26 protein-coding genes are annotated in these 25,558 nt (G+C 72.6%); 21 read left to right on the top strand and 5 right to left on the bottom strand.

Translation table 11 applies throughout. The features are described 5' to 3' along the window. Positions 1-129 precede the first annotated feature (129 nt). From ABD106_RS04755 to der, 17 genes are all read left to right on the top strand, one after another. On the top strand, positions 130-930 hold the full coding sequence (locus tag ABD106_RS04755; protein WP_343917810.1) for an MBL fold metallo-hydrolase: 801 nt from the start codon (positions 130-132) through the stop codon (positions 928-930). 17 nt (positions 931-947) lie between these two features. Continuing rightward, complete coding sequence (locus tag ABD106_RS04750) at positions 948-1,934, top strand: Rossmann-fold NAD(P)-binding domain-containing protein (RefSeq protein ID WP_343917808.1); 987 nt, start codon at positions 948-950, stop codon at positions 1,932-1,934. Then, the gene (locus tag ABD106_RS04745; RefSeq protein ID WP_343917806.1) at positions 1,931-2,071 is read left to right on the top strand and encodes a hypothetical protein; all 141 of its coding nucleotides are present in this window, start codon (positions 1,931-1,933) and stop codon (positions 2,069-2,071) included. Before ABD106_RS04750 ends, ABD106_RS04745 begins: the two co-directional genes overlap by 4 nt. Beyond that, positions 2,064-2,867, top strand: a complete 804-nt coding sequence (locus tag ABD106_RS04740; protein WP_343917804.1) for a TlyA family RNA methyltransferase — start codon at positions 2,064-2,066, stop codon at positions 2,865-2,867. Before ABD106_RS04745 ends, ABD106_RS04740 begins: the two co-directional genes overlap by 8 nt. Beyond that, positions 2,864-3,766 (top strand): NAD kinase, encoded by a 903-nt coding sequence (locus ABD106_RS04735; RefSeq protein ID WP_343917802.1) that lies wholly within the window; start codon positions 2,864-2,866, stop codon positions 3,764-3,766. Before ABD106_RS04740 ends, ABD106_RS04735 begins: the two co-directional genes overlap by 4 nt. Continuing rightward, on the top strand, positions 3,763-5,445 hold the full coding sequence (gene recN, locus ABD106_RS04730) for a DNA repair protein RecN (RefSeq protein ID WP_343917800.1): 1,683 nt from the start codon (positions 3,763-3,765) through the stop codon (positions 5,443-5,445). The genes ABD106_RS04735 and recN overlap by 4 nt, the downstream gene beginning before the upstream one ends. A 50-nt stretch (positions 5,446-5,495) precedes the next feature. Then, positions 5,496-7,166 carry a CTP synthase gene (gene pyrG, locus ABD106_RS04725; RefSeq protein WP_343917798.1) on the top strand — a complete coding sequence of 557 codons (1,671 nt, stop codon included), beginning with the start codon at positions 5,496-5,498 and terminating at the stop codon, positions 7,164-7,166. Further along, positions 7,166-7,792 carry an NUDIX domain-containing protein gene (locus ABD106_RS04720; RefSeq protein WP_343917796.1) on the top strand — a complete coding sequence of 209 codons (627 nt, stop codon included), beginning with the start codon at positions 7,166-7,168 and terminating at the stop codon, positions 7,790-7,792. The genes pyrG and ABD106_RS04720 overlap by 1 nt, the downstream gene beginning before the upstream one ends. Then, positions 7,789-8,679: a site-specific tyrosine recombinase XerD gene (gene xerD, locus ABD106_RS04715; RefSeq protein WP_343917794.1), complete on the top strand. Its 891-nt coding sequence runs from the start codon at positions 7,789-7,791 to the stop codon at positions 8,677-8,679. The genes ABD106_RS04720 and xerD overlap by 4 nt, the downstream gene beginning before the upstream one ends. A 9-nt stretch (positions 8,680-8,688) precedes the next feature. Further along, positions 8,689-9,435, top strand: a complete 747-nt coding sequence (locus tag ABD106_RS04710) for a class I SAM-dependent methyltransferase (protein ID WP_343917792.1) — start codon at positions 8,689-8,691, stop codon at positions 9,433-9,435. A gap of 329 nt (positions 9,436-9,764) precedes the next feature. After that, complete coding sequence (locus ABD106_RS04705) at positions 9,765-10,613, top strand: ParA family protein (RefSeq protein ID WP_343917902.1); 849 nt, start codon at positions 9,765-9,767, stop codon at positions 10,611-10,613. Further along, positions 10,597-11,451 carry a segregation and condensation protein A gene (locus ABD106_RS04700; RefSeq protein ID WP_343917790.1) on the top strand — a complete coding sequence of 285 codons (855 nt, stop codon included), beginning with the start codon at positions 10,597-10,599 and terminating at the stop codon, positions 11,449-11,451. The genes ABD106_RS04705 and ABD106_RS04700 overlap by 17 nt, the downstream gene beginning before the upstream one ends. Then, entirely contained in the window at positions 11,438-12,049 is a 612-nt protein-coding gene (gene scpB / locus ABD106_RS04695; protein ID WP_425545711.1) for an SMC-Scp complex subunit ScpB, read from the top strand. Before ABD106_RS04700 ends, scpB begins: the two co-directional genes overlap by 14 nt. Next, on the top strand, positions 12,046-12,825 hold the full coding sequence (locus ABD106_RS04690; RefSeq protein ID WP_343917786.1) for a pseudouridine synthase: 780 nt from the start codon (positions 12,046-12,048) through the stop codon (positions 12,823-12,825). The genes scpB and ABD106_RS04690 overlap by 4 nt, the downstream gene beginning before the upstream one ends. 43 nt (positions 12,826-12,868) lie before the next feature. Continuing rightward, a complete protein-coding gene (locus tag ABD106_RS04685) occupies positions 12,869-13,948 on the top strand; it encodes a prephenate dehydrogenase (RefSeq protein WP_343917784.1) in 1,080 nt (359 codons plus the stop codon). Further along, complete coding sequence (cmk, locus tag ABD106_RS04680) at positions 13,945-14,616, top strand: (d)CMP kinase (RefSeq protein ID WP_343917782.1); 672 nt, start codon at positions 13,945-13,947, stop codon at positions 14,614-14,616. Before ABD106_RS04685 ends, cmk begins: the two co-directional genes overlap by 4 nt. Next, positions 14,609-16,102, top strand: a complete 1,494-nt coding sequence (gene der, locus ABD106_RS04675) for a ribosome biogenesis GTPase Der (RefSeq protein ID WP_343917780.1) — start codon at positions 14,609-14,611, stop codon at positions 16,100-16,102. The genes cmk and der overlap by 8 nt, the downstream gene beginning before the upstream one ends. A 388-nt stretch (positions 16,103-16,490) precedes the next feature. Here the strand turns inward: der and pdxY are convergent, their stop codons facing one another. Genes pdxY through ABD106_RS04655 form a run of 4 tightly spaced genes read right to left on the bottom strand, consistent with a single transcriptional unit; the run spans position 16,491 to position 19,367 of the window. Then, positions 16,491-17,342: a pyridoxal kinase PdxY gene (gene pdxY / locus ABD106_RS04670; RefSeq protein WP_343917778.1), complete on the bottom strand. Its 852-nt coding sequence runs from the start codon at positions 17,340-17,342 to the stop codon at positions 16,491-16,493. Beyond that, positions 17,339-17,857, bottom strand: coding sequence for a DUF2017 family protein (locus tag ABD106_RS04665; protein ID WP_343917776.1), 519 nt, complete (start codon positions 17,855-17,857; stop codon positions 17,339-17,341). Before ABD106_RS04665 ends, pdxY begins: the two co-directional genes overlap by 4 nt. Further along, positions 17,854-18,108 carry an ATP-dependent Clp protease adaptor ClpS gene (locus ABD106_RS04660; protein WP_343917774.1) on the bottom strand — a complete coding sequence of 85 codons (255 nt, stop codon included), beginning with the start codon at positions 18,106-18,108 and terminating at the stop codon, positions 17,854-17,856. Before ABD106_RS04660 ends, ABD106_RS04665 begins: the two co-directional genes overlap by 4 nt. After that, entirely contained in the window at positions 18,105-19,367 is a 1,263-nt protein-coding gene (locus ABD106_RS04655) for an MFS transporter (RefSeq protein ID WP_343917772.1), read from the bottom strand. The genes ABD106_RS04660 and ABD106_RS04655 overlap by 4 nt, the downstream gene beginning before the upstream one ends. Before the next feature lie 101 nt (positions 19,368-19,468). Between ABD106_RS04655 and ABD106_RS04650 the strand changes: the two genes are divergently transcribed. The 4 genes from ABD106_RS04650 to ABD106_RS04635 all read left to right on the top strand — a co-directional run bounded on the left by ABD106_RS04650 (position 19,469) and on the right by ABD106_RS04635 (position 23,920). Next, entirely contained in the window at positions 19,469-20,266 is a 798-nt protein-coding gene (locus ABD106_RS04650; RefSeq protein WP_343917770.1) for a siderophore-interacting protein, read from the top strand. 105 nt (positions 20,267-20,371) lie between these two features. Then, positions 20,372-21,814, top strand: a complete 1,443-nt coding sequence (locus ABD106_RS04645; RefSeq protein WP_343917768.1) for a glyceraldehyde-3-phosphate dehydrogenase — start codon at positions 20,372-20,374, stop codon at positions 21,812-21,814. Between the two features lie 93 nt (positions 21,815-21,907). Next, complete coding sequence (locus tag ABD106_RS04640) at positions 21,908-22,408, top strand: FBP domain-containing protein (protein WP_343917766.1); 501 nt, start codon at positions 21,908-21,910, stop codon at positions 22,406-22,408. 24 nt (positions 22,409-22,432) lie between these two features. Beyond that, positions 22,433-23,920 carry a S10 family peptidase gene (locus tag ABD106_RS04635; protein WP_343917764.1) on the top strand — a complete coding sequence of 496 codons (1,488 nt, stop codon included), beginning with the start codon at positions 22,433-22,435 and terminating at the stop codon, positions 23,918-23,920. A 60-nt stretch (positions 23,921-23,980) separates the two neighbouring features. Here the strand turns inward: ABD106_RS04635 and ABD106_RS04630 are convergent, their stop codons facing one another. Next, positions 23,981-25,438 (bottom strand): HNH endonuclease, encoded by a 1,458-nt coding sequence (locus ABD106_RS04630; RefSeq protein ID WP_343917762.1) that lies wholly within the window; start codon positions 25,436-25,438, stop codon positions 23,981-23,983. Between the last annotated feature and the right edge of the window lie 120 nt (positions 25,439-25,558).

Below are 25,558 nucleotides of genomic sequence, written 5' to 3'. Positions count from 1 at the left end.
AGTAGGACACCGCCGGACTTTCTTTGGAAAGGGGCCCCAGTTCATCTGGGGCCCCTTTTTTCATGCCCGGAAGCAACGGCCGGAGGCCCGGGGCTGGTGCGCGACGCGCATCTGGAGTGGGATGGGGGCATGAGCCACTCCCGTGACCCACGGCGTCCCCGCGGCGCGGTCCGCAGCCGCCGGCAGGCCGTGCTGCGCCGCGACATCGCGTCTGGCGTGCACGTGCTGCAGCACGCCTCCACGAACGCGTACCTCATCGAGGACGGCGACGCGATTACGCTCGTCGACGCGCTGTTCCCGGCGAGCCATCGGCACCTCGCGCGAGCGCTCACCGCGATCGGCCGTCGACCGGCTGACGTGCGAGCGCTCGTCCTCACGCACGCGCACTTCGACCACCTCGGCATGGCGGCGGGGCTGCGCGACGCGGGCGTGCCCATCTGGCTGCACCCCGGCGACGCGCCGATCGCCGCGCACCCCTACAGCTACCGACCCGCACGACCGAGGCTGCTGTACCCGCTCCGCTTCCCGGCGGGGCTGCCGATCCTCACCGCGATGGTGACGGTCGGCGCGCTCCGCGTGCAGGGCATCCGAGAGCATTCGCCGCTCGAGCACGGGACGACGCTCGACGTGCCGGGCGCGCCGCGCGTGCTCGCGACGCCTGGGCACACCGACGGGCACGTCGCCCTGCACCTGCCCGACCGCGACGCCGTCATCGTCGGCGATGCGCTCGTGACGCTGGATCCGTACACCGCGAAGACGGGGCCGCGCGTGGTCGCTGCCGCCGCGACCAACGATCCCGAGCTCGCGCTCGCCTCGCTCGCGGTGCTCGAGGGCACGGGGGCGACGGCGGTGCTGCCGGGCCACGGCGATCCGTGGCTCCACGGGATCGGCTCAGCCGTCGCTGCCGCGCGCGCTGCGGGCATCGATTGAGCACTGCCGTGGAGGGGATGGCGGCTCCCCGGCGCGTGCTCGTGCTGGGCGGCACGCGGTGGCTCGGCGGAGCCGTCGCGGCGCGCCATGTGGCGCTCGGCGCCGAGGTCGTGTGCCTCGCGCGGGGTGCCTCCGGGCCGGTGCCCGACGGCGCGCACCTCGTGGTCGGGGATCGCGATCGCGACGGCGCGTACGACGCGCTCGAGGGCGAGTGGGACGAGGTCGTCGACGTCAGCCGCGTGCCCGCCCACGCCTCGACCGCGCTCGACGAGCTCGCGGGTCGCGCGCGCCACTGGACCTGCATCTCCTCCGTCTCCGCGCAGCGCCTCGACGGCGCTCCCGTGGGCGCGGACGAGGACGACGAGCTCGTGCCCGAGGACGCCTCGGGCGAGGAGTACGGCGGCGCGAAGTCCTGGATCGAGCGCGTGGCGCGCGAACGGCTGGGGGAGCGGCTCGCGATCGTGCGGCCGGGACTCATCGGCGGGCGCGGGGACGAGAGCGACCGCTTCGGCTACTGGGTCGGCAGGTTCGCGCTCGCAGGCGACGGCCCCGTGCTCGCACCGGCACGCGACCAGCCCACCCAGACGATCGACGTCCGCGACCTCGCGGCGTTCGTCGCCGAGCACGCGTGGTCGCGCAGCGACGTCGTGAACGCCGTCGGAGCCGAGATGACGCTGCACGCGCACCTCGCGATGGCGCGGGAGCTGACCGGGCACTCCGGGGAGCTCGTGCTCGCGAGCGACGCCGAGCTCGAGGCGCAGGCCATCGGCCACTGGGCCGGCCCTCGAGCGCTGCCGCTCACCCTGCCCGCGGCCATCGCGTCGCACGCGCAGCGCTCGAGCGCGCGCTACCGCTCGGCAGGCGGCGAGCACCGGCCGCTGCGCGAGACGCTCGAGGCTGCGCTCGCCGACGAGCGGGAGCGCGGGCTCGACCGGCCGAGTGCGGCGAGGCTCTCGCGCGCCGACGAGCTCGCGGCGATCGATTCGCTAGCCTCGGGAGCATGACCGACCACGACAGCGCGACCGACGGGCTCGTCGACGAGCTGGAGCTGCTCGAGCAGCAGCCGCTCGAGGAGCGCGCCGACCAGCTCGCGCGCATCCACGACCGGCTGCAGGCCGAGCTCGGCGCGGTGCGTGGCTGACCCGATCGCTGACGGCGCCGTCCGGCTCGATCAGGCGCTCGTCGAGCGCGGGCTCGCCCGCAGCCGGAGCCAGGCCCAGCAGCGCATCGCCGAGGGCCTCGTCACGGTCGCCGGCCGCACGGCGCTCAAGGCGAGCCTCAAGGTCGCCGCGGACGTCGAGATCGCCGTCTCCGGCGGCGACGCGTGGGTCTCGAGGGCCGCGCACAAGCTGATCGCCGCGCTCGACGCGTTCGCGGTCGACCCCACCGGCCGGCGCGCCCTCGACGCCGGCGCCTCGACGGGCGGCTTCACCCAGGTGCTGCTCGCTCGCGGCGCGGCGCACGTGACCGCGCTCGACGTCGGGCACGACCAGTTCCAGCTCGACCCCGCGGCGCTCCCGGTCACGCTCGTCGAGGGCGCGAACGTGCGCGATCTGGAACCCGGGTCGATCGACCCGCCGCCGACGATCATCACCGCCGACCTCTCGTTCATCTCCCTCGGGCTCGCGATCCCGCCGCTGCGCGGCGTGGCCGCGCCCAACGCCGACTGGATCGTGCTCATCAAGCCGCAGTTCGAGGTGGGCAGGACCGGCGTCCGAGAGGGCATCGTCACCGACCCGGGACTGCGCGCCCAGGCCATCGAGCAGGTGCTGTGGTCGGCCTGGGACGCCGGTCTCGGCACGGCCGGCCTCATCGGCAGCCCCATCGTGGGCGGTCGCGGCAACCTCGAGTACCTCGCCCACCTCACGGCTGCGGGCGGCACGAATCCGACAGAATGGCTGGACGAATCCGCACGACTGTCGAGGGAGGCGCGGTGACCGACCGCAGGTTCCTGCTCGCGTTCCACCCCGGGCGCGAGGAGGCCGTCGCGACGGCGGCGTCGATCGCCGTGCGTCTGCTCGCCGCGGGCGTCATCCCCGTCGTGCTCGCCGAGGATCGCGACGTGCTGCTCGAGGGCAGGCAGGGGCTCGACGAGGTCGAGCCGCACAGCGCCGGCGACGAGCACGAGGTCGAGCTCATCATGACGCTCGGCGGCGACGGCACCATCCTGCGCGCCGCGGAGCTGCAGCGCGAGATCGGCGCGCCGCTGCTCGGCATCAACCTCGGCCACGTCGGCTTCCTCGCCGAGGCGGAGGTCGCCGAGACCGCCGAGGTCGTCGAGCGAGCGCTGCTGCGCGACTACGAGGTGGAGGAGCGCCTGACGCTCTGCGTGCGCGTCTTCCAGCGCGACGCGCTCGTGCACGAGACCTGGGCGATCAACGAGGCGGCGATCGAGAAGGACGGCGCCGGCCGCATGATCTCGGCGCTGCTCGAGATCGACGGCCATCCGATCTCTTCGTTCGGCACCGACGCGGTCATCCTCGCGACGCCGACCGGCTCGACCGCCTACTCCTTCTCGGCCGGCGGACCCGTCGTCTGGCCGACCGCCGAGGTGCTGCTCGTCGTGCCGCTCGGCGCGCACGCGCTCTTCACCAGGCCGCTCGTCGTCGCACCGACGGCCACGCCCGCCGTCACGATCGCCGAGGACTCGACGAGCGCCGCGATGCTGTGGTGCGACTCGCGCCGATCCTTCCCGCTGCCACCGGGCTCCCGCGTCGAGGCGACGCGCGACGACCGGCCGCTGCGCCTCGCGCGGCTGTCGCGCGCACCCTTCGCCGACCGGCTGGTCGCCAAGTTCCACCTGCCCGTCGAGGGCTTCCGGCGGCCACGACCGTGACGCGCCTCGACGAGCTGACGATCCGCTCGCTGGGCGTGATCGACGAGGCGCGCGTGCCGGTGGGCGCGGGCTTCACCGCCATCACCGGCGAGACCGGCGCGGGCAAGACGATGCTCGTGCAGGCGCTCGCGCTGCTGCGCGGCGAGCGCGCCGACGCCGGCGTCATCCGTGCCGGCGAGGCGCGTGCCGCGGTGCAGGGCGTGTGGATCGTCGACGACGCGGATGCCGTGGCACTCGTCGAGGACGCGGGCGGCACGGTCGACGACGGCGAGCTCATCCTCGGTCGCGCGCTGACCCGCGAGGGACGGTCCCGCGCGCAAGCGGGCGGCGCGGCCGTGCCCGCCGGGCTGCTGCGCGAGCTCGCCGACCGGCTCGTCGCGGTCCACGGGCAGGCCGACCAGCAGCGGCTCCGCTCGGCCGAGGCGCAGGCCGACGCGCTCGACCGCGCCGCCGGCCAGCCGCTGCGCGAGCTGCTCGCCGAGTACCGGGCGGAGCACGCGGCGTGGGCCGACGCGCGCGAGGCGGCCTCGCGCATCCGTGCGGCGCACGACTCGCGCGTCGCCGAGGCCGACGCGATCCGTGCCGAGCTCGAGGACCTCGAGGCCGTCGACCCGCAGCCCGGCGAGCAGGACGCGCTCGCGGCGCTCGCGCACCGGCTCGAGCACTCGGAGGCGCTGCGCATGCAGCTCGCCGAGGCGCGCGGCGCGCTCTCGAGCGACGACGACGTGCCCGACGCGCTCTCGCTCGCCGGACACGCCCGCCGGCTCGTCGAGCGCGCGGCGGGTGACGACGCATCGCTCGCGGATGCGCTCGACCTGCTCGTGCAGGCGGATGCGCTGCTGCTCGAGGCCTCCTCGTCGATCGTGCGCGCCCTCGACGACCTCGAGCGGCCCGAGCGGAGCCTCGACGAGGTGCAGGAGCGGCGCGCCGCGCTCACGGCGCTCGAGCGCAGGCTGGGCCGCTCGCTCGACGAGGCGCTCGAGGCCGCACCGGGTGCCGCCCTGCGGCTCGTCGAGCTCGAGGGCGACGACGCCGAGCTCGCCCGGCTCGACGCCGAGGAGGCGCGGCACCTCGATGCCGCGACCGCTGTCGCCGACCGGCTGAGCGCGCTGCGGCTCGAGGCGGCGCGGCACCTCGAGCGCGCGGTGGGCGCCGAGCTGCGTGCGCTCGCCATGCCTGACGCGCGGCTGATCGTGGAGGTCGAGCAGGCTCCCGAGCTCGGGCCGAGCGGCCGCGACCGGGTCACGATGCTGCTCGCCCCGCACCCGGGCGCCGATCCGCGACCGGTGCAGAAGGGCGCGTCGGGCGGCGAGCTCAGCCGCATCATGCTCGCGATCGAGGTCGCGCTCGCCGACGAGAGCGTGCCGACCATGGTGTTCGACGAGGTCGACGCCGGCGTGGGCGGAGCCGCGGCGACCGAGATCGGCAGGCGGCTCGCGCGGCTCGCGGAGCACTGCCAAGTGATCGTGGTGACGCACCTCGCGCAGGTCGCGGCCTTCGCCGAGAGCCACGTGCGCGTCGTGAAGGGCACCGACGGCCGGATCACCGCGTCGCAGGTCGCGCGGGTCGACGGTGACGAGCGCCTGGCGGAGCTCGCCCGCATGCTCTCGGGCACCGCATCCGACACCGCCTTGGCCCACGCCCGCGAGTTGCTGGTCGGCGCGCGCGCGGTGGGTTAGGCTCGAAGCCCGTGAACCAAAGTGCAAACGGGACCGTCGCAAGCCCCAAGGTGACCAAGCAGATCTTCGTCACGGGTGGTGTCGTCTCGTCGCTCGGCAAGGGGCTCACTGCCGCGTCGCTCGGCAACCTGCTGACCGCTCGAGGGCTGCACGTCGTGATGCAGAAGCTCGACCCGTACCTCAACGTCGACCCGGGCACGATGAACCCGTTCCAGCACGGCGAGGTGTTCGTCACCGACGACGGCGCAGAGACCGACCTCGACATCGGCCACTACGAGCGCTTCCTCGACGTCAACCTCAACCAGGCGGCGAACGTCACGACGGGCCAGATCTACTCGCGCGTCATCGAGCGCGAGCGCCGCGGGGAGTACCTCGGCGACACCGTGCAGGTCATCCCGCACATCTCCGACGAGATCAAGCGCCGCATGCGCCTGCAGTCGGAGGGCGACCCGCAGCCCGACGTCATCATCACCGAGATCGGCGGCACGGTCGGCGACATCGAGTCGCAGCCGTTCATCGAGTCGGCGCGGCAGATCCGCCACGAGCTCGGCCGCGCGAACGTCTTCTTCGTGCACGTCTCGCTCGTGCCGTTCCTCGGCGCCTCGGGCGAGCAGAAGACCAAGCCGACCCAGCACTCCGTCGCGACGCTCCGCTCGATCGGCATCCAGCCCGACGCGCTCGTGCTGCGCAGCGACCGGCCCGTGTCGGACGCGAACCGCAAGAAGATCGCGCTCATGTGCGACGTCGAGGAGCGCGCGGTCGTGAATGCGATCGACAAGCCCTCCATCTACGACATCCCCACGATGCTCACGGAGCAGGGCCTCGACTCGTACATCATCGAGCAGCTCGGGCTCGAGGCGGCCGACGTCGACTGGTCGCGCTGGCAGCCCGTGCTCGACGGCGTGCACAACCCCAAGCACGAGGTGACGATCGGCCTGGTCGGCAAGTACATCGACCTGCCGGATGCGTACCTGTCGGTGACCGAGGCGGTCAAGGCCGGCGGCTTCGCGAACCAGACGAAGGTCAACATCCGCTGGATCCGCTCCGACGAGTGCGAGACGCATGAGTGCGCGGCCGCGCAGCTCGGCGAGCTCGACGGCATCGTCGTGCCCGGCGGCTTCGGCATCCGCGGCATCGAGGGCAAGCTCGGCGCGCTGAAGTTCACGCGCGAGAACGACATCCCGACGCTCGGCATCTGCCTGGGCCTGCAGTGCATGGTGATCGAGGCGGCGCGCAACCTCGCCGGCATCGAGGGCGCATCCTCGACCGAGTTCGACGAGGCGACGCCCGCACCGGTGATCGCGACGATGGCCGAGCAGGAGCAGCACATCCACGGCGGCGACCTAGGCGGCACCATGCGGCTCGGCCTGTACGAGGCGAAGCTCGCCGAGGGCTCGCTCGCGGCGCGCCTCTACGGCGCCGACGTCTCGCACGAGCGGCACCGCCACCGCTACGAGGTCAACAACGCGTACCGCGACGAGATCGCCGCGGCGGGCCTCGCCTTCAGCGGCCTCTCGCCCGACGGGACGCTCGTCGAGTACGTCGAGATGCCGGGGCACCCGTTCTACATCGCGACGCAGGCGCACCCGGAGCTGCGCAGCCGGCCGAACGACGCGCATCCGCTCTTCCGCGGTCTCGTCGCCGCCGCGCTCGACCGCCAGCGCGCCTCGAAGCTCTTCGACGAGACGGACGACGCGGACGAGGCCGAGGCGACCGCCTGATGCTCGCCGACGCGCTCGGCGCGCAGCCGATGCTCGCGCGCGAGCAGCTGTTCGCCGGTCGCGTGTGGGGCGTCGAGGCGCAGGAGTTCGAGCTCGGCGGCACGCGCATCCGCCGCGAGGTGATCGTGCACCCCGGTGCCGTCGCCGTCGTGGCGATGAACGACCGCGACGAGCTCATGCTCGTGCACCAGTACCGGCATCCCGCGGGCGGCACGCTGTGGGAGCTGCCGGCCGGCCTGCTCGACGTCGACGGCGAGGATCCGCTCACCGCCGCGCAGCGCGAGCTCGCCGAGGAGACCGACCTCGCCGCCGACACGTGGCGCACGCTCATCGACGTCTCCACGAGCGGCGGCGGCTCGACCGAGATCATCCGCGTCTACCTCGCGACCGACGTGCACGAGCTGCCGGATGCGTTCGAGCGGTTCCACGAGGAGGCCGAGATGGAGCGCCGCTGGGTGCCGCTCGACGAGATCGTCGACGCGGCGCTCGCGATGCGCCTGCACAACGCCACGCTCCTGTCGGCGGCGTTCGCGCTCACCGCGATGCGAGCCCGGGGCACCGCCCCGCACGGCGCTGTCGCACACCCCGCGGACGTGCCGTTCGACTGGCATCCGGCGCACCGGTGACGCCGGCCCAGGCGGTCGAGCGGCTGCTGCGCCAGCTCGCCATCGAGCGGGGCCTGTCGAAGCACACCATCGCCGCCTACCGCCGCGACCTGACGGGCTACCTCGCGGTGCTCGACGCGCGCGGCGTGACGGATGCGTCGGCGATCTCGGCCGACGACGTCGCGGCATTCCGCACCTCGCTCGCCGATCGAGGGCTCGCCCCCGCCTCGGTGTCGCGGCACCTGTCGGCGGCGAAGGCGCTGCACCGCTGGCTCGTCGACGAGCGGGTCGCGGCCGACGACGTCGCGAAGGACCAGCGCCCGCCGAAGCAGCCCTCGCGGCTGCCGAAGGCGATCTCCGTGTCGCAGATGCAGCGGCTGCTCGAGACGGTGTCGGGCGACGACCCCGCGAGCCTGCGCGACCGCGCGCTGCTCGAGCTGCTCTACGCGACCGGTGCGCGCGTCTCGGAGCTCATCGCGCTCGACGTCGACGACGTCGCGGAGTCGCTCGTGAAGGTGACGGGCAAGGGCGCGAAGCAGCGGCTCGTGCCCGTCGGCTCGTACGCCCGCGCGGCGCTCGACGCGTGGCTCGTGCGGGGGAGGGCGGCGCTCGCGACGAAGGGGCGCGGCGGGCCGGCGCTGCTCCTCGGCGCCCGCGGCGGGCGCCTCAGCCGCCAGGCGGCGTGGGACATCGTCCAGCGGGTCGCGGAGGAGGCCGACGTGCCGCACGTCTCGCCGCACACGTTCCGCCACTCCTTCGCGACCCACCTGCTCGAGGGCGGCGCCGACGTCCGTGTCGTGCAGGAGCTGCTGGGCCACGCATCCGTCGCGACGACGCAGATCTACACGCATGTCACGGCCGACACCCTGCGCGACATGTACACGACCGCGCACCCGCGCGCCCGGTAGCGTGCGTCGATGGACACCGCCGACTACGACGCCTTCGCCGCGCGCTACGACGCCGAGAACGCCGGCAGCCTGCTCAACGCGCACTACGAGCGCCCGGCGATGCTCGACCTCGCGGGCGAGGTGGCAGGTCGCACGATCCTCGACGCCGGGTGCGGCTCGGGACCGCTGACCGTCTTGCTGCGCGAGCGAGGGGCGATGGTCACGGGCATCGACGCCAGTCCGGCGATGATCGCCCTCGCCCGTGAGCGGCTCGGCGACGACGTGCCGCTCCACGTCGGCGACCTCGCGGAGCCGCTGCCGTTCGCCGACGGCGCCTTCGACGACGTGATCGCCTCGCTCGTGCTCCACTACCTCGAGGACTGGGACGCGCCGCTCGCCGAGCTGCGCCGGGTGCTCCGGCCCGGCGGCCGGCTCATCGTCTCGGTCAACCACCCGACGGTGCGGCTCCTGTCGCATCCTCACGAGGACTACTTCGCGACACGGCGGTACTCCGACGAGTTCGACTTCGACGGCGAGCCCGCGGTGCTGACGATGTGGCATCGGCCGTTGCGCGCGATGACCGCAGCCTTCACCCGGTCGGGATTCTCGATCGCTGCGATCGAGGAGCCGCCGCCGTCACCGCTGACGCCGCCGGAGCTCATGCCGCCGCGCATCGCGAGCGGGGAGCGATCGGCGTTCCTCTGCTTCCTCTTCTTCGTGCTCCAGCGCGGCGAGCATCGGCCATGGCCGTCACAGACTTCGAGCGGGATCCGCTGACCTTCGGGCCGAGCACCGCGCATCCGCTCGAGAGCCTCTCGAGGCTGCTCGGCGGCGCTGCGAACCGGGCCAAGCGCGAGGACGTCGCGTCAGGACTCGCCCTCGGCATCGACGGGTCACGAGCGGAGGAGGCGCGGGGCTCGTGCGGCAGGATCGCCTCATCCCGTGGACGGTCGGCGGATCTCGCCTCCACCGGTGTCCGACCGCGGCGAAGCATACGGTCAGCCTCAACCAGAGGTTGAGATACACGCCGATCCCGCCTCCCGGCGAAGCGCCGCGGCGTTCCTAGACTCGGAGACGTGAGCACGCGCAACGAGACCCTGACCGGCATGGAGGCACCCTCGCTCGGGCCCACGGGGCGTCCCGCCCGCGAGTTCCCCGAGCCGAAGCCGCTCCGCAGCCACGGTCCCGCGCGCATCATCACGATGTGCAACCAGAAGGGCGGCGTCGGCAAGACGACGACGTCCATCAACCTCGGCGCCGCCGTCGCCGAGTACGGCCGCCGCGTGCTCGCGATCGACTTCGACCCGCAGGGCGCCCTGAGCGCCGGCCTCGGCGTCGACAACCACGACGCGACGACGATCTACGACCTGCTGCTCAACCCGCGCCTCGACCCGAAGGACGCGATCCAGCACACGAGCGTCGAGGGCCTCGACGTGATCCCCGCGAACATCGACCTCTCCGCCGCCGAGGTGCACCTCGTCAACGAGGTCGCCCGCGAGCAGATCCTCGCACGCGTGCTCCGCCGCGTCGCCGACGACTACGACCTCATCCTCATCGACTGCCAGCCCTCGCTCGGACTGCTCACCGTGAACGCGCTCACCGCCGCGCACGGCGTGCTCATCCCGCTCGAGAGCGAGTTCTTCGCGCTCCGCGGCGTCGCGCTCCTCAAGGAGACGATCGACAAGGTGCAGGACCGACTGAACCCCGCGCTGCAGCTCGACGGCATCCTCGTCACGATGTACGACGCCCGCACGCTCCACGCGCGCGAGGTCATGGAGCGCGTCGTGCAGGCGTTCGACGACGTCGTGCTCCACACCGTCATCCGTCGCACCGTGAAGTTCCCCGACGCATCCGTCGCAGGCCAGCCCGTGACGCAGTTCGCGCCCGAGCACGCGGCGGCGGAGGCGCACCGCCAGCTCGCCCGCGAGCTCATCTCCCGTGGCGCGATCGCCTGACGCCGCGGGCCCCGACGACGCGGGCACCGACCCGGCGGGCAGCGACGCGGAGGCCGGCGGCTTCCGGCTCGCGCTCGACAACTTCGACGGCCCGTTCGACCTGCTGCTGACGCTCATCGGCAACCGATCGATGGACGTCACCGACATCGCGCTCGGCCGCGTCACGAACGAGTTCATCGCCTACGTGCGCACGCTCGACACCCACGAGGAGCTCGAGCAGGCGAGCGAGTTCATCGTCGTCGCGGCCACGCTGCTCGACCTCAAGATCGCCTCGCTGCTGCCCGCGGGCGACGTCGTCGACAGTGAGGACGTCGCGCTGCTCGAGGCGCGCGACCTGCTCTTCGCGCGGCTGCTGCAGTACCGAGCGTTCAAGCAGGCGGCGCTCTGGGTGAGCGAGCGGCTCGGCGCCGAGTCGGCCCGGCATCCCCGCTCGGTGCGCCTCGAGGACCGCTTCCGGCAGCGCAGCCCTGAGCTCAAGTGGACGCTGTCGCCCGACGACTTCGCCGCGCTCGCGCTGCTCGCGCTCACGCCTCGCCAGCTGCCGACGGTCGGGCTCGCGCACCTGCACGCGCCGCTCGTGTCGATCCGTGAGCAGGCGGCGCACATCGTCGCGCAGCTGCGGCAGTCCGGGACGACGACCTTCCGCGAGCTCATCGCGGGGGAGGGGACCCGCGGCGTGATCGTCGCGCGCTTCCTCGCCGTGCTCGAGCTCTACCGCCACGCGGCGGTCACGTTCGAGCAGCTCGAGCCGCTCGGCGAGCTGTCGATCAGCTGGACCGGCCACGACTTCCGCGACGAGGACCTCGTCGCTCTGGGGGCAGACTATGACCATGGCTGAGACGGATGCGGTGACGGACGACGCCGTCGACGCCCCGAGCGTCGACCGCTCCCACCTGCCGCTCGAGCGCCGCATCGAGGCGATCCTCATGGTCGCCGACGAGCCGCAGGGCGCCGTGCACCTCGCCACGGCGCTGCGCGCGCCCGTGCAGCGCGTGAAGGCGGCGATCGAGGCGCTGCGCGCCGACTACGACGGGCTCGGCGACGGACCCGAGCGCGGCTTCGAACTGCGCGAGGTGGGCGGCGGCTGGCGCATCTACGTGCGCGCCGCGTACGACGTCGACGCGGCCGACTTCGTGCTCACGCAGCAGCCGACGCGGCTGTCGCAAGCGGCGCTCGAGACGCTCGCCGTCATCGCCTACAAGCAGCCCATCACGCGCGGCGCCGTCGCTGCGATCCGAGCCGTCAACGTCGACTCCGTCGTGCGCACGCTGCTCGGCCGCGGGCTCATCCGCGAGGCGTTCGCCGACGCCGAGACGGGCGCCATCCACTACGAGACGAGCGAGCTGCTGCTGACGCAGCTGGGCCTCAACTCGCTCGACGAGCTGCCACCGATATCGCCCCTCCTGCCGGACGGGGAAGAGGAGCTGGGACTGTGACACCGAAGGACACCGCCAAGGACACGCGCGCCGCCGATCCGAGCGCCGAGGGCGAGCGGCTGCAGAAGGTGCTCGCCGCCGCGGGCGTCGCGAGCCGCCGCGTCGTCGAGGACATGATCGTCGCTGGCCGCATCTCGGTCGACGGGACGGTCGTGACCGAGCTCGGCAGCCGCATCCGGCCCGACGCGCACGTGCTCGTGGACGGCACCGCCGTCCAGCTCGACGCGACGAAGCGCTACCTCATGCTCAACAAGCCGACGGGCGTCATCTCGACGATGGCCGACGACCAGGGTCGGCCGGACCTCCGCGAGTTCACCGATCCCATCGAGGAGCGCGTCTACAACGTCGGCAGGCTCGACACCGACACCTCGGGGCTGCTGCTGCTCACGAACGACGGCGACCTCGCGCACGTGCTCGCGCACCCGTCGTTCGGCGTCGAGAAGACCTACGTCGCGAAGGTGCGCGGCGCCGTCGACCAGCGGGTCATCCGCAGGCTGCTCGACGGCTTCGAGCTCGAGGACGGCGAGATCCACGCCGACGCCGCGCGGCTGGTCGGCAAGCCCTCCCAGGGTCACTCGATGGTCGAGCTCACGCTCCACTCCGGGCGCAACCGCATCGTGCGGCGGATGCTCGACCACGTCGGCCACCCGGTCGTCGAGCTCGTGCGGCGCAGCTTCGGCCCGCTGCACCTCGGCACCCTGCGGTCCGGGCAGGTGCGGGAACTCACTACCATGGAACGCGGCGCCATCCTCACGATCTCGAGGTCGCAGCCGTAGCCCCCACCCCCGCACGCCCCCATCCCGCACGCAAGGAGCGCCCGTGACCCACCGACTGCGCGGCCCCGTGCGCATCGTGGGCACCGGCCTGCTCGGCACGTCGATCGGCCTCGGCCTCGCGGCGCGCGGCGTCGAGGTGCAGCTCGCCGACGCGAGCCCGACGGCCATGCGCCTCGCGGCCGACTACGGCGCGGGCCGGCTCGCCGAGCCCGGCGACGCGCCAGAGCTCATCGTCGTCGCCGTGCCGCCCGACGTCACGGCGCAGGTCGTCGCCCAGGAGCTCGCGGCGTTCCCGGATGCCGTGGTCACCGACGTCGCCTCGGTCAAGGCCGTGCCGCTCGCCCAGCTGCGCGAGCTCGGCGCCGACATCAGCCGCTACCTCGGCTCGCACCCGATGGCGGGGCGCGAGCGCTCCGGCGCGCTCGCCGGCTCCGGCGACCTGTTCGTCGGCCGCCCCTGGGTGATCGCGGGCCACGACGAGATCTCCTACGAGCGCGGCAGCCTCGTCGACGACCTCATCCTCGACCTCGGTGCCGTGCCGATCGAGTCGACGCCCGACGAGCACGACCGCTCGGTCGCGATCATCAGCCACCTGCCGCAGCTCGTCTCGTCGCTCATGGCCGCGCGGCTCGCGGACGCCCCCGACGAGGCCCTGCGGCTCGCGGGCGGCGGCGTCCGCGACGTGACGCGCATCGCCGCGAGCGACCCCGCGCTCTGGATCCAGATCCTCGGCGCGAATGCCCCGGCCGTCGTCGACCAGCTGCGCGCGCTGCAGGGCGACCTCGCGACGCTCGTCGACGCGCTCGATCGACTCGACGCATCCGGGAGCCGCAAGGCGGTGGCGGATGCGCTGCGCGCCGGCAACGACGGCGTCGCGCGCCTGCCGGGCAAGCACGGCACGCACACGCGCTTCACGCGCGTGCAGGTGCGGGTCGACGACCGTCCGGGCCAGCTCGCGCGGCTGCTCGTCGACATCGGCGACGCCGGCGTGAACCTCGAGGACGTGCGGATGGACCACGCGGAGGGCGCGCAGTTCGGCGTCGCCGAGATCACGGTGCTGCCCGAGGCCGTGCGCCACCTCCACGACGCGCTCGAGGCGCTCGGCTGGCAGGTCGTCGCGTGAGCGCCCGAACGAGCACCGTCGTCGCGATCGACGGACCGGCCGGCAGCGGCAAGTCGTCGGTCGCGCGCGCCGTCGCGCAGGCGCTCGGCTTCCGGTTCCTCGACACGGGGGCCGCGTACCGGGCCATCACCTGGCTCATCCTCGAGCAGGGCGGCTCGACCGACGACGAGGCGACGGTCGTCGCCGCGCTCGACGGGCTCGACGTCGACGTCACCGTCGACGCGGCGGGCCAGCGCGTGACGATCGCCGGGCACGACGTGACCGACGCGATCCGCACCGAGCGCGTGTCGGCCGCGGTCTCGGGCGTCGCCCGCGTGCAGGCCGTGCGCAGCGCCGTGAACGAGCGCTTCCGCGAGATCATCCGCGTCGCGGAGCCCGGCATCGTCGCCGAGGGCCGCGACATCACCACCGTCGTCGCGCCCGACGCCGACGTGCGGGTGCTGCTGACGGCCGACGAGGCCGTGCGCATCCGCCGCCGCTTCGGCGACGTCGGCGGCGACCAGCACCAGGTCGGCGCGCGCCTCGCCGCCCGCGATGCCGCCGACTCGACGGTGTCCGACTTCCTGACCGCAGCCGACGGCGTGACCGTCGTCGACTCCACTCACCTGACCTTCGACGAGACGGTCGAGGCCATCGTGCGCCTCGTGACCGAGGAGAACCATGACTGACGACAACCCGATCGACGACAGCCCGATCGAGCACGACGACGTCGAGACCGAGCAGGCACGCGTCTCGGCGCTGCGCGCCGGGCTCTCCGACTACGAGCTCGACGAGGAGGACGCCGCCCTCCTCGACCTCGCCGACGAGGGTCCCGACGCCATCCGCATCCTGCCGGCGCTGCCGGTGCTCGCGATCGTCGGGCGGCCGAACGTCGGCAAGTCGGCGCTCGTGAACCGCATCCTGGGCCGCCGCGAGGCCGTCGTCGAGGACACGCCGGGCGTCACGCGCGACCGCGTCTCGTACAAGGCGGAGTGGTCGGGTCGCCAGTTCACGCTCGTCGACACGGGCGGGTGGGAGCCCGACGCGCGCGGCATCGACCGCTCGGTCGCGCTCCAGGCAGAGGTCGCCGTCGACCTCGCCGACGCGGTGCTCTTCGTCGTCGACGTCAACGTCGGACCGACCTCGACCGACGAGCACGTCGTCCGCATGCTGCGCCAGTCGAACCGACCCGTGCTGCTGGTCGCGAACAAGGCGGATGACGCCCGCCGCGACCTCGAGGCGGCGTCGCTGTGGAGCCTCGGCCTCGGCGAGCCCATCCCCGTCTCGGCCGTCCACGGCCGCGGCGTGGCGGACATGCTCGACCTCGCGATGGAGAAGCTGCCCGAGATCTCGGCGGTCGCGAAGGAGGAGATCGGCGGTCCCCGTCGCGTCGCCATCCTCGGCCGCCCGAACGTCGGCAAGTCGAGCCTGCTCAACAAGGCGGCGGGCGAGGAGCGCGTCGTCGTGAACGAGATCGCCGGCACGACGCGCGACCCGGTCGACGAGCAGATCGAGCTCGGCGGCAGGGTGTGGCGCTTCGTCGACACGGCCGGCATCCGCCGTCGTGTGCACCTGCAGCAGGGCGCCGACTTCTACGCGACGCTGCGCACGCAGGCCGCGCTCGAGAAGGCGGAGGTCGCCGTCGTGCTCATCGACGTCACCGAGCCGATCTCCGAGCAGGACGTGCGCATCATCGACCTCGTGCTCGAGTCGGGCCGCGCGCTCGTGCTGGGCTTCAACAAGTGGGACCAGCTCGACGACGAGCGCCGCCGCTACCTCGAGCGCGAGATCGAGCAGGACCTCGCGCACGTCGACTGGGCGCCGCGCGTCAACATCTCCGCGCGCACCGGCCGCCACCTCGAGAAGCTCGTGCCGGCGCTCGAGACCGCGCTCGAGTCGAGGGACATGCGCGTGCCGACCGGCAAGCTCAACGCGTTCATCGCCGACATCGTCGCGGCGCATCCGCACCCGCTCCGCGGCGGCAAGCAGCCGCGCATCCTGTTCGCGACGCAGGCGTCGACGCGCCCGCCGACCTTCGTGCTCTTCACGACCGGCTTCCTCGACCCGGGCTACCGCCGCTTCATCACCCGCCGCCTGCGCGAGGACTACGGCTTCGAGGGCACGCCCATCCAGGTGAACATGCGCGTGCGCGAGAAGCGCGAGCGCCGCACGTAGGGGATCGCCAGCTGAGTGGCGCCTCCGGCGTGTGAGTGGCGCCTCCGGCGTGTGAGTGGCGCCTCCGGTACCTGAGCGGCGCTTTGCGCATCTGAGTGGTGCCCGCGGCATCCCGTGGGCGCCGTCGGCGAACGCTTGCGGTGAGGGCGCGGCCATCCGTGATGGACCATCAAGGCCGCCTTGACTTCCCCGGCGAGCAGCAGTAGGTCGCCACTCACCCCTGGAAGCCGCCACTCAGATGCGGACGGCGCCGCTCACATGCGGGAGGCGCCGCTCACATGCGGGAGGCGCCACTCAGGTGCGGGAGGCGCCACCCAGGCACCGGAGGCGCCACTCAGGTGCGGGAGGCGCCACTCACATGCGGAGGGCGCCGCTCACGCGGGGGTCGTCAGCGGACCTGGCGGGCGCGGAACTGCATCTGCGGGTGGGCGAACGCCTCCTGCGACTGCACGAGGCGCAGCTCGCGCTCGCCCGAGCCGAGCGTCGTCTGCAGCAGGTCGAAGACGCTCGACGCGGTCTTCTCGAGCGCCACGACCGCGGAGCCGGACTCGCGGTAGTGCGCCGTGAAGACGGCGCTCGTCACGTCACCCGAGCCGTTCGCCTTGAACGGCAGGTGCGGCGTCTGCACGATCCAGGCGCCCTCGTCGTCGACGGCAAGCATCTCGATCGTGTCGGGCTCCCGATCGGGGCGCAGCACGCTCGTGACCAGCACGGCGCGCGGACCGAGGTCGCGGATGCGGTCGGCCGACTCGAGCGTCGAGTCGATCGTGTCGGGCGACGTGTCGGTCATGAAGCCGAGCTCGAACTGGTTGGGCGTGAGGATGTCGGCGTGGGGGAGCGCCTTCTCGCGGATGAGCGGCGGGATGGTCGGCGCGACGAAGCAGCCGGAGTTCGCGTTGCCCATCACGGGGTCGCACGTGTATGTCGCGAGCGGGTTCGCGGCCTTGACGCGCGTGACGGCGTCGAGCACGACGTCGACGATCTCCTCGCCGCCCAGGTAGCCGGAGAGCACGCCGTCGACGGTGCCGAGCACGCCGCGATCCTCGATGCCCTGCACGACCGCGCGCACGTCGTCGGCGGGGATGAGCGGACCGCCCCACGAGCCGTAGCCCGTGTGGTTCGAGAAGTTGACGGTGAGCACGGGCCACACCTCGTGCCCCATGCGCTGGAGCGGGAAGACGGCAGCGGAGTTGCCGACGTGCCCGTAGGCGACGTGCGACTGGATCGACAGGAACCTCATCGCAACATCTTCCCATCCAGCGCTTCGAGCAGCGTCCCCTGCACGAAGCCGACCCAGTCGATGACGTCGCGCAGCTGCGCGATGTCCTCGTCGGTCACGTCATCCGGCAGCTCGTGCTTGTCCTGCCGGGTGCGCACGTGCAGCACGAGCCGCACCTCTCCGAGTGCGCGCAGCCACGCATCCGCGCCCTCGGCGTCGACCTCGAGCTGCACGACGTCGCTGTCGGCCTCGGTCGGCAGCGCCGACTCGAGGTCGACGACCATGCGCGTCATCGACTGCATGCGGGCGTACGCGATGTCGCCGGAGGCGAGCCTGCGGAACTCGGCGGCGTCGGCGGCATCGTCGTAGGCGTCTGGGTAGAGGCGCGCCATGACCGGGTCGGACTCGATCGCCGTGCGGTCGATGACCGCGCGGTGGAGGCCGAGCACCTGCCGGCCGAGCGTTGCGAGCATGTCGGCCTCCTCGGCGAGCATCGAGCAGCTCGCGCCGTCGTCGACCCGCTGCCACGACCTCATGGCTCCACCCGCTCGAGCGTGGCGAGCAGCCCGTCGGCGTGGAGCCCGGCGACGTGCATCTCCTGCTCCTCGCGCGCGCCGTGCGCGACGGCGACGCGGCCGTCGCGCTGCGCGAGCTCCATGAGCTCCGCGGCGCGCTCGCGGGAGGCGCCGAACCGCCGCTCGAGCACGTGCACGACGTACGGCTGGAGGGTGATCTCGTCGTCCCAGAGGATCGTCGCCCACTCGTCGATCGGTCGCTGATCGCTCATCGGTCGATCACCTCGATGCCGGCCGTGGTCGGGCCGACGACGGTCGCGACGACGGAGTGCGCGGCCGTGTCGGGACCGCGGTCGATGTGCAGGCTCCAGAGCGCGAGCGCGAAGCCCGCGGCCGCGAGCGCGACACCGAGCCACGACGGCGCGAGGTACCCGAAGCCGCCGGCGATGACCGCGCCGCCGAGCGCAGCGCCGAGCGCGTTGCCGACGTTGAACGCAGCGTGGTTCGTCGCGGCGCCCAGCAGCTCGGCCTCACCGGCCGTGCGGATGATGCGTGCCTGGATCGTGGGGACGAGCGTGGAGCTCGTGGCGCCGATGCAGAACGCGAGCACGAAGAGCGCGACCGGGATGGCACCCAGCAGGGCGAAGAGCGCCAGGGACACGATGAATGACGGGAAGGCGATGACGATCGTGCGGCGGATGCTCTTGTCGCTCGCCCAGCCGCCGATGACGTTGCCGATCGTCATGCCGAGGCCCACGGTCGCGAGCAGCCAGGCGATCGCCGACTCCGGCAGCAGCGCGACGCGCGTGACGATCTCGGCCGCGTACGAGTAGACGGCGAAGAAACCGCCGAAGCCGACGCACGCGACCGCGATCATGAGCCACAGCCGCCCGCTGCGGAACGCGGCGAGCTCGCGCTTGGCGCTGCGGCTCGGGTCGCCCGGCACGTTGGGCAGGAACGCGAGCGCGAGGGCGAGCGTGAGCGCGAAGATGATCGCGACCGCGACGTAGGTCCAGCGCCAGCCGGCGACCTGGCCGAGCCAGGTGCCGAGCGGCACGCCGATGACGTTCGCGATGGTCAGGCCCGAGAGCGCGAGGGCGATGCCGGCGCCCTGCCGGCCCGGTCCCATGATGCGCGCGGCGAGGAGCGAGGCGACGCCGAAGTACGCGCCGTGGGGGAGGGCCGCGACGAAGCGGGCGACGAGCGTGAGCTCGAAGCTCGGCATGAGCCCGCTCGCGAGGTTCGCGAGGGTGAACGCGGCGACCAGCAGCAGCACGAGGGTGCGCTGCGACATCCGTGCCGCCCACATCGACACGAGCGGCGCGCCGACGACGACGCCGAGCGCGTACGCGGTGATGATCCAGCCGGCGTGCGCGATGCCGCCGGCCGGGTCGGCGTCGAAGCCCGGCACGAGCTCGGCGGCCGCGAGGGGCAGGATGCCCATGGTCGCGAACTCGGTGGTGCCGATGCCGAAGCCGCCGAGCGCGAGGGTGAAGAGCGCGGCGATTCGTCGACCGGGAGTGAGCTGCATGCTGCCTCGATCGTAGGGCGCGGATGCGGCGGAGCGTGCTGGTTGCTACGCTGGACAGGTAAGGCTTGCCTCACCTGAGGCCGGAGCACCAGGAGGCCAGCATGGCGGGACCCGAGCGCGTCGCGGCGGTCGCACCGAAGTTCGTCGAGCTCGAGGTGCTCGCCAACCAGCAGGTGTCGCCGCACATCCGACGCGTCACGCTCGGTGGCGACGAGGTGCACGCCATGGTGCCGCAGGGCTACGACCAGTGGTTCCGCTTCTTCATGCGCCGCGAGGGCCAGGACGAGCTGCGCGTGCCCAAGAGCCCGTCGACGTGGTTTCCGCAGTACCTCGCGATGCGCGCGTCGGACCGGCCGTGGATCCGCAACTACACGGTGCGCGGCTTCCGGCTCGACTCGGGCGAGCTCGACATCGACTTCGTGTGCCACGAGGACCCGGGCCCCGGCGCCGCGTGGGCGATGGCGGCGAAGGCCGGCGAGCGCGCCGTGCTGCTCGACGAGGGACTCCTCTACAACGACGACGGCCTCGAGGGCGAGGTGCTCATGGTCGGCGACGAGTCGGTGCTCCCTGCGATCGCCGGGATCTGCGGCTCGCTCGCGGACGACGCGCGCGGCACGGCGGTCATCGAGGTCGGCCACCGCGACGACATCCAGGAGTTCGCCCGCCCGGCCGGCATCGACATCCGCTGGGTCGAGCGCGGCGACGTGCGCGAGGGCCAGGCGGCGCTCGAGGAGCTGCGCGGGCTGCGGATGCCCGAGGCGTTCGGCTACGCCTACAACGCGGGGGAGCAGGCGCTCGCGACCGGCGCTCGCCGCCACCTCGTGCGCGACCGCGGCATCGACAAGCGGCGCATCACGTTCACGGGCTACTGGAAGCTCGGCAAGTCGTACGTCGACTGAACGATCGGGCGAAAGTTCGCCGGAACTTTCGCGCCAGTGACGTTGCGGCCATCCTGAACGGCGTCTGAGCCGATACAGGGGCGCGCGCTTGCCTATCGTGAAGGCGTGACAAACGCTTCCTCTCCCGCCGTCGAGAGCGCCCACCAGGCGTGGCTCGACCGGCTCGCCCTCGCAGAGTCCGCGGTGCCGATCATCGGCCGCCTCTACCGGGAGCGCGACGTGGTCACGCACGTGCACGGCAAGAAGCTCGTCAACCAGTCGCCGATCGACATCCTCAAGGCGCACAAGTGGGCACGCCGCGTGGGCGAGCGCGTGCTCAGCATCGAGGACTCCATCCAGGTGCTGCGCATCGTCGACGAGCTCGGCCTCCGCGGCATCTCGCTCGACCTCGGCCTGATCCTCGGCGAGGCGCCGGCGACCGGCTTCGACGCCTGGGCGCGCGAGCACGTCGCCGCGCTGCCCTCCTGGTCGCAGGACGACTCCACCGACGTCGTGCTCTACGGCTTCGGCCGCATCGGGCGCCTGCTCGCCCGCATCCTCATCGGTCACGCCGGCAGCGGTCTCGGCCTGCGCCTGCGCGCGATCGTCGTGCGCCGCGGCGGCGAGGACGACCTCGAGAAGCGCGCGAGCCTGCTGCGCCGCGACTCGGTGCACGGCGCCTTCCAGGGCACGATCGAGATCGATCGCGAGGCATCGACGATCCTCGCCAACGGCACCCTCATCCAGGTCATCTACTCGGACGATCCGAAGACCGTCGACTACACCGAGTTCGGCATCGAGCGCGCGATCGTCGTAGACAACACCGGTCGGTGGCGCGACGAGCAGGGCCTCGCCCAGCACCTCGGTCGCCCGGGCGTCGAGCGCGTCGTGCTCACGGCGCCGGGCAAGAACCCGCTCAAGAACATCGTCTTCGGCGTCAACCACGACATGATCGCGCCCGACGACGCGATCGTCACCGCGGCGTCGTGCACCACGAACGCGATCACGCCCGTGCTGCAGATCATCGACGACGCGTACGGCATCGAGCACGGCCACGTCGAGACCGTGCACTCGTACACGAACGACCAGAACCTCATCGACAACTTCCACAAGGGCGCGCGACGCGGCCGCTCGGCGGCGCTCAACATGGTGCTCACCGAGACCGGCGCCGCGAAGGCGGTCGCGAAGGCGCTGCCGCAGCTCGAGGGCAAGCTGACGGGCAACGCGATCCGCGTCCCCACCCCCAACGTGTCGATGGCGATCCTCAACCTCACGCTCGCGCAGGACGTCGAGCGCGAGCAGGTGAACGAGCTGCTGCGCCAGACGTCGCTCACCGGCGCGCTGCGCGCGCAGATCGACTTCACCGACTCCGCCGAGGTCGTCTCGACCGACTTCGTCGGCAACAACCGAGCGGGCATCGTCGACGGCCTCGCGACGATCGCGACCGGCCGCCACCTCGTGCTCTACGTCTGGTACGACAACGAGTACGGCTACTCCTCGCAGGTCGTGCGCGTCATCGAGCACATGGCCGACCAGATGGCCAAGGCCCGGCAGCTGCTGCCCGCCTGACACAGACTTGCCGCCGTCGGGACTCTCCTGGGTGGAGGCCCGACGGCGGCAAACCCCCTCCTGCTCGCAGGCGCATCCGCTAGCGTCGATGGCATGCGCGAGGTGACGGAGACCGAGCTGCGGGCGTGCTTCGTGAACGCCACGCCGCGCGAGCTCGAGCAGCTGCCCATCCCCGGCCTGCACGAGACGATCTGGGACGAGCGCGAGTACCTCGGCTGGCGCGACCCGCACTCGTCGCGGCTCGGCTACATGGTGCTCTGGCAGGGCGACCGGCTCGTGGGCCTCGTCGTGCGGTCGGCGCCCGGAGGCCTCCGCCCCGGCATCGCGGCGATGTGCGCCCTCTGCCACTCGACGCAGCCCGCGACCCAGGTGCGCCTCTTCAGCGCCCGCCTCGCCGGCCCCGGCGGCGACACCGGCAGCTCGATCGGCACGTACATCTGCGAGGACCTCGCGTGCTCGCACATCATCCGCACCGGACCGCCGCACCTGCTCGACCGCGATCGCATCGCGTCGCGCGCCGACGGGCTGCTCGGTCGCGCGACGGGCTTCGCCACTCGGGTCGAGCGCGCCCTGCGCGACGCGCGCGATCGCTGACGCGCGCTCGATAGGGTCGGTCGAGTGACCGAGACCAACGACGCCAAGCCCACTGCCGACGAGACCGCGAAGACGCCCGAGGTGCACGCGGTCGACGAGCTCGTCACCACGAAGCATCGGCTGACGACACCCGAGGGCGAGCTCGCCTACACGGCGAGGGCGGGTCGCGTCGTGCTGTGGGAGGAGAAGGTCGAGGACGACGTCTTCCGCGGGCGCAAGCCGCGGGCGCAGGTCGCGATCACGGCCTACACCGCCGACGACGCCGACCCGACGACGCGCCCGGTGACGTTCGCGTTCAACGGCGGCCCCGGATCGGCGAGCGTCTGGCTGCACATGGGCGTGCTGGGGCCGAAGCGCGTGGTCATGGGCGACGCCGGCTCGCTCGCCGCGCCGCCGTACGCGGTCGTCGACAACCCGGAGTCGCTGCTCGCCGTCTCCGACATCGTCTTCATCGACCCGGTGTCGACCGGGCGCTCGCGGCCCGTGGAGGGACAGAAGGCGAAGGAGTTCCACGGCTTCACCGCCGACATCGAGTCGGTCGCCGAGATCATCCGCCAGTGGGTGACGGCGGAGGGCCGGTGGCTGAGCCCGAAGTTCCTCGCGGGGGAGTCGTACGGCACGACGCGCGCTGCGGGTCTCGCGCAGCTCCTGCAGGAGCAGCTCGGCATGTACCTCAACGGGCTGCTGCTCATCTCGAGCGTGCTCGACTTCTCGACGGCCAACTTCGAGCGCGGCGGCGACCGCGCGCACGCGATGTACCTGCCCTTCTACGCGGCGACGGCGTGGCAGCACGGCTTCCACGAGGGGCGTGCGCTCGAGGACGTCGTCGACGAGGCGCGCGAGTACGCGGCGCGCGACTACCCCTTCGTGCTGTCGCGCGGCGCGCGGCTGACCGACTCGGAGCGAGCGGATGCCGTGGCGACCGTCGCGCGGCTGACGGGGCTGTCGGAGTCGTACGTCGACCGCGCCGACCTCCGCATCGAGCACTGGCGCTACTTCGGCGAGCTGCTGCGCGATCGCGGGCTCACGGTCGGCCGGCTCGATTCCCGCTTCACCGGGCCGTCGGCGAGCGGGATCGCGGAGCACATGGATGCCGACCCGTCGATGGACGCCATCCTCGGCCCGTACGCGGCCGCCTTCCAGCACTACGTGCACCACGACCTCGGCGTGCGCGACACCGGCCCGTTCCACGTCTTCGGCCTGGGCGTGAACGAGCAGTGGAGCTACAAGGAGTTCGAGAACGCGCCCGTCTACGTGATCGATCGGCTCTCGCGCGCGATGCGGCAGAACCCGCACCTCGCCGTGCACTTCGCCTACGGCTGGTTCGACGGAGCGACGCCGTTCTCGGCCGCCGAGGACTCGGTCGCGCACCTGCAGATCCCCGAGTCGCTGCGCTCCAACCTCGAGCACCGCTACTACGAGGCGGGACACATGATGTACGTGCACGAGCCGTCGCGCCTGGCGCAGTCGGCAGACCTCGCCGACTTCGTGCGTCGCCGCTCCGGCCGCTGAGGCCGGCCTACCGATGGTCGAGCAGCTGCCGGCGAAGCCGGCCGCGCGTCGAGGCCAGGCTCAGAACGGAGTCTCGGGCTCGGGCCCGATGACGCCCTTCCAAAGCCAGTCGGTGTAGCTGTCGGCGTAGCGTTCCGTGAAGCGCGGCCCGACCGGTTCGGGTTCGTCGACGTAGATGCGTCCTTCGGGTGAGGTCCACTCGAGCACGCCGTGCCCGAGCTGCCGCACCTGCCATCGTCTGCCGCCGGCGAGGGTGGCGCCCTTGAGCGTGTGATGTCGCCGGCACAGGTGGGCGAGGTTCCCGACCTCGGTCAGGCCGCCCTCTGCCCAGGGGATGGTGTGGTCGATGTCGGCATGCTCGGCCTTCGCGGTGCAGCCCGGCCACCGGCACCGCTGGTCGCGCTCGCGCAGCAGCTGCCTGAGCTTCCGCGGAGGCCGGTACCCGTCGACGGCCACCACGTGGCCCTTGACCGGGTCGGTGAACACCCGCGTCCACAGCTTCGTCATGCCGGCGAGCATGCGGGCGGTCTCGGGGTCGACGAGCTGCCCGGTGCGGAGCCGCGCATCCTCGCGCCTGGCTGCGTCGCTGCCGGTGCCGTCGCCGGTGAGCACTGTCGCGGGGATGACGATCGAGACCTGCGCGCGGATGCCGCGCAGCGCCCGGTCGGTCGCCTCGCCGGTGAGGCTCAGGTCGCAGAGCGCGTCGGCGCGCCGCTGGTCGTAGGTGCGGTGGTCGTCGGGGTCTGCGTCGCCGGCTCGCGCCATCTGGCTCAGCCGGTCGAGGATCCCGTGCGCGAGGACGGTCGGGACGATGGCGCGCAGCATCGACATGCCGTCGTCGAGATCGGTGACGGACACCGCCCGCCGGTCTGTTGCGGCGCGGTGTCGCTCGGTGAGGGGCTGCTCGAGCAGCTTCGTGAGCTCGCGGCGCGCGATCGCCCGCAACCGGCCGGGCGTCGTGGCCTCGGCGTGCGGGAGGAGCGCCGCCTCGAACGCGGCCCGCGCCTCGGGGGTCTTGAGCGGTGCGCCGATCTCGGCGATCACGCTCACGTGGCCGCGGCTGATCCTCGCGTCACCCCACGCGTGCAGCGTCGCGGGCCATTGCTCGACGGTGTCGATCGCCTGTGACACCTCGGCCTCGACGGTGCGGTCGGAGCGCCGCTCCCGCAGCGCGAGCTCGGCCGCGAGGTCGCGGACCGCGACCCCGGTATCGAGCCGCTCGGCGAGCGCCTGATCGATCGCGAGCCGGCCGAGCCCTGCCAGGAAGTGGGTGCGCATCGCCTGCAGCGACGCGATCGCCGCATCGATCCCCACGACCGCCTGCATCGCCGACTCGGCCACATCCGCCGGCGTCACGACAGCAGCCTCAGCCGACTCCTCAACCTCAGAGGGAACCGCCGCCACGTCGCCCGGCCGCGGACCCCGCAGCCACACCGGACCCTCGAGCGCCGCCGGGTCGAGCGGCACCGGCAGCAGCGGGCGAGCCGCCTGCGCGGGGGCTGCTGTCTTCTTCGACATGGCCGCACTCTCCCACGGGCCACCCACACGCATCCGCCCCTGTGAACAACCGCTGACGACTCCACTGCAGCCGCCCGGGTGCCTCCGGGGCGTCGCGAATGCGCTAGTCTGTTGCAGTTG

This window comes from Agrococcus citreus, from assembly GCF_039527715.1.
GTDB lineage: Bacteria > Actinomycetota > Actinomycetes > Actinomycetales > Microbacteriaceae > Agrococcus > Agrococcus citreus.
The sequence above is the reverse complement of the archived record's forward strand: the minus strand, read 5'-3'. Positions and strand labels throughout refer to the sequence as shown.

Coding starts and splice junctions, on each gene's coding strand:
- ABD106_RS04750 (WP_343917808.1), top strand. CDS start 948: ATGGCGGCTCCCCGGCGCGTGCTCGTGCTGGGCGGCACGCGGTGGCTC.
- ABD106_RS04630 (WP_343917762.1), bottom strand. CDS start 25,438: ATGTCGAAGAAGACAGCAGCCCCCGCGCAGGCGGCTCGCCCGCTGCTG.
- ABD106_RS04660 (WP_343917774.1), bottom strand. CDS start 18,108: ATGAGCGATCAGCGACCGATCGACGAGTGGGCGACGATCCTCTGGGAC.
- der (WP_343917780.1), top strand. CDS start 14,609: ATGACTGACGACAACCCGATCGACGACAGCCCGATCGAGCACGACGAC.
- ABD106_RS04755 (WP_343917810.1), top strand. CDS start 130: ATGAGCCACTCCCGTGACCCACGGCGTCCCCGCGGCGCGGTCCGCAGC.
- ABD106_RS04745 (WP_343917806.1), top strand. CDS start 1,931: ATGACCGACCACGACAGCGCGACCGACGGGCTCGTCGACGAGCTGGAG.
- pdxY (WP_343917778.1), bottom strand. CDS start 17,342: ATGAGGTTCCTGTCGATCCAGTCGCACGTCGCCTACGGGCACGTCGGC.
- ABD106_RS04705 (WP_343917902.1), top strand. CDS start 9,765: ATGGAGGCACCCTCGCTCGGGCCCACGGGGCGTCCCGCCCGCGAGTTC.
- ABD106_RS04640 (WP_343917766.1), top strand. CDS start 21,908: ATGCGCGAGGTGACGGAGACCGAGCTGCGGGCGTGCTTCGTGAACGCC.
- ABD106_RS04710 (WP_343917792.1), top strand. CDS start 8,689: ATGGACACCGCCGACTACGACGCCTTCGCCGCGCGCTACGACGCCGAG.
- ABD106_RS04665 (WP_343917776.1), bottom strand. CDS start 17,857: ATGAGGTCGTGGCAGCGGGTCGACGACGGCGCGAGCTGCTCGATGCTC.
- ABD106_RS04720 (WP_343917796.1), top strand. CDS start 7,166: ATGCTCGCCGACGCGCTCGGCGCGCAGCCGATGCTCGCGCGCGAGCAG.
- ABD106_RS04650 (WP_343917770.1), top strand. CDS start 19,469: ATGGCGGGACCCGAGCGCGTCGCGGCGGTCGCACCGAAGTTCGTCGAG.
- scpB (WP_425545711.1), top strand. CDS start 11,438: ATGACCATGGCTGAGACGGATGCGGTGACGGACGACGCCGTCGACGCC.
- ABD106_RS04655 (WP_343917772.1), bottom strand. CDS start 19,367: ATGCAGCTCACTCCCGGTCGACGAATCGCCGCGCTCTTCACCCTCGCG.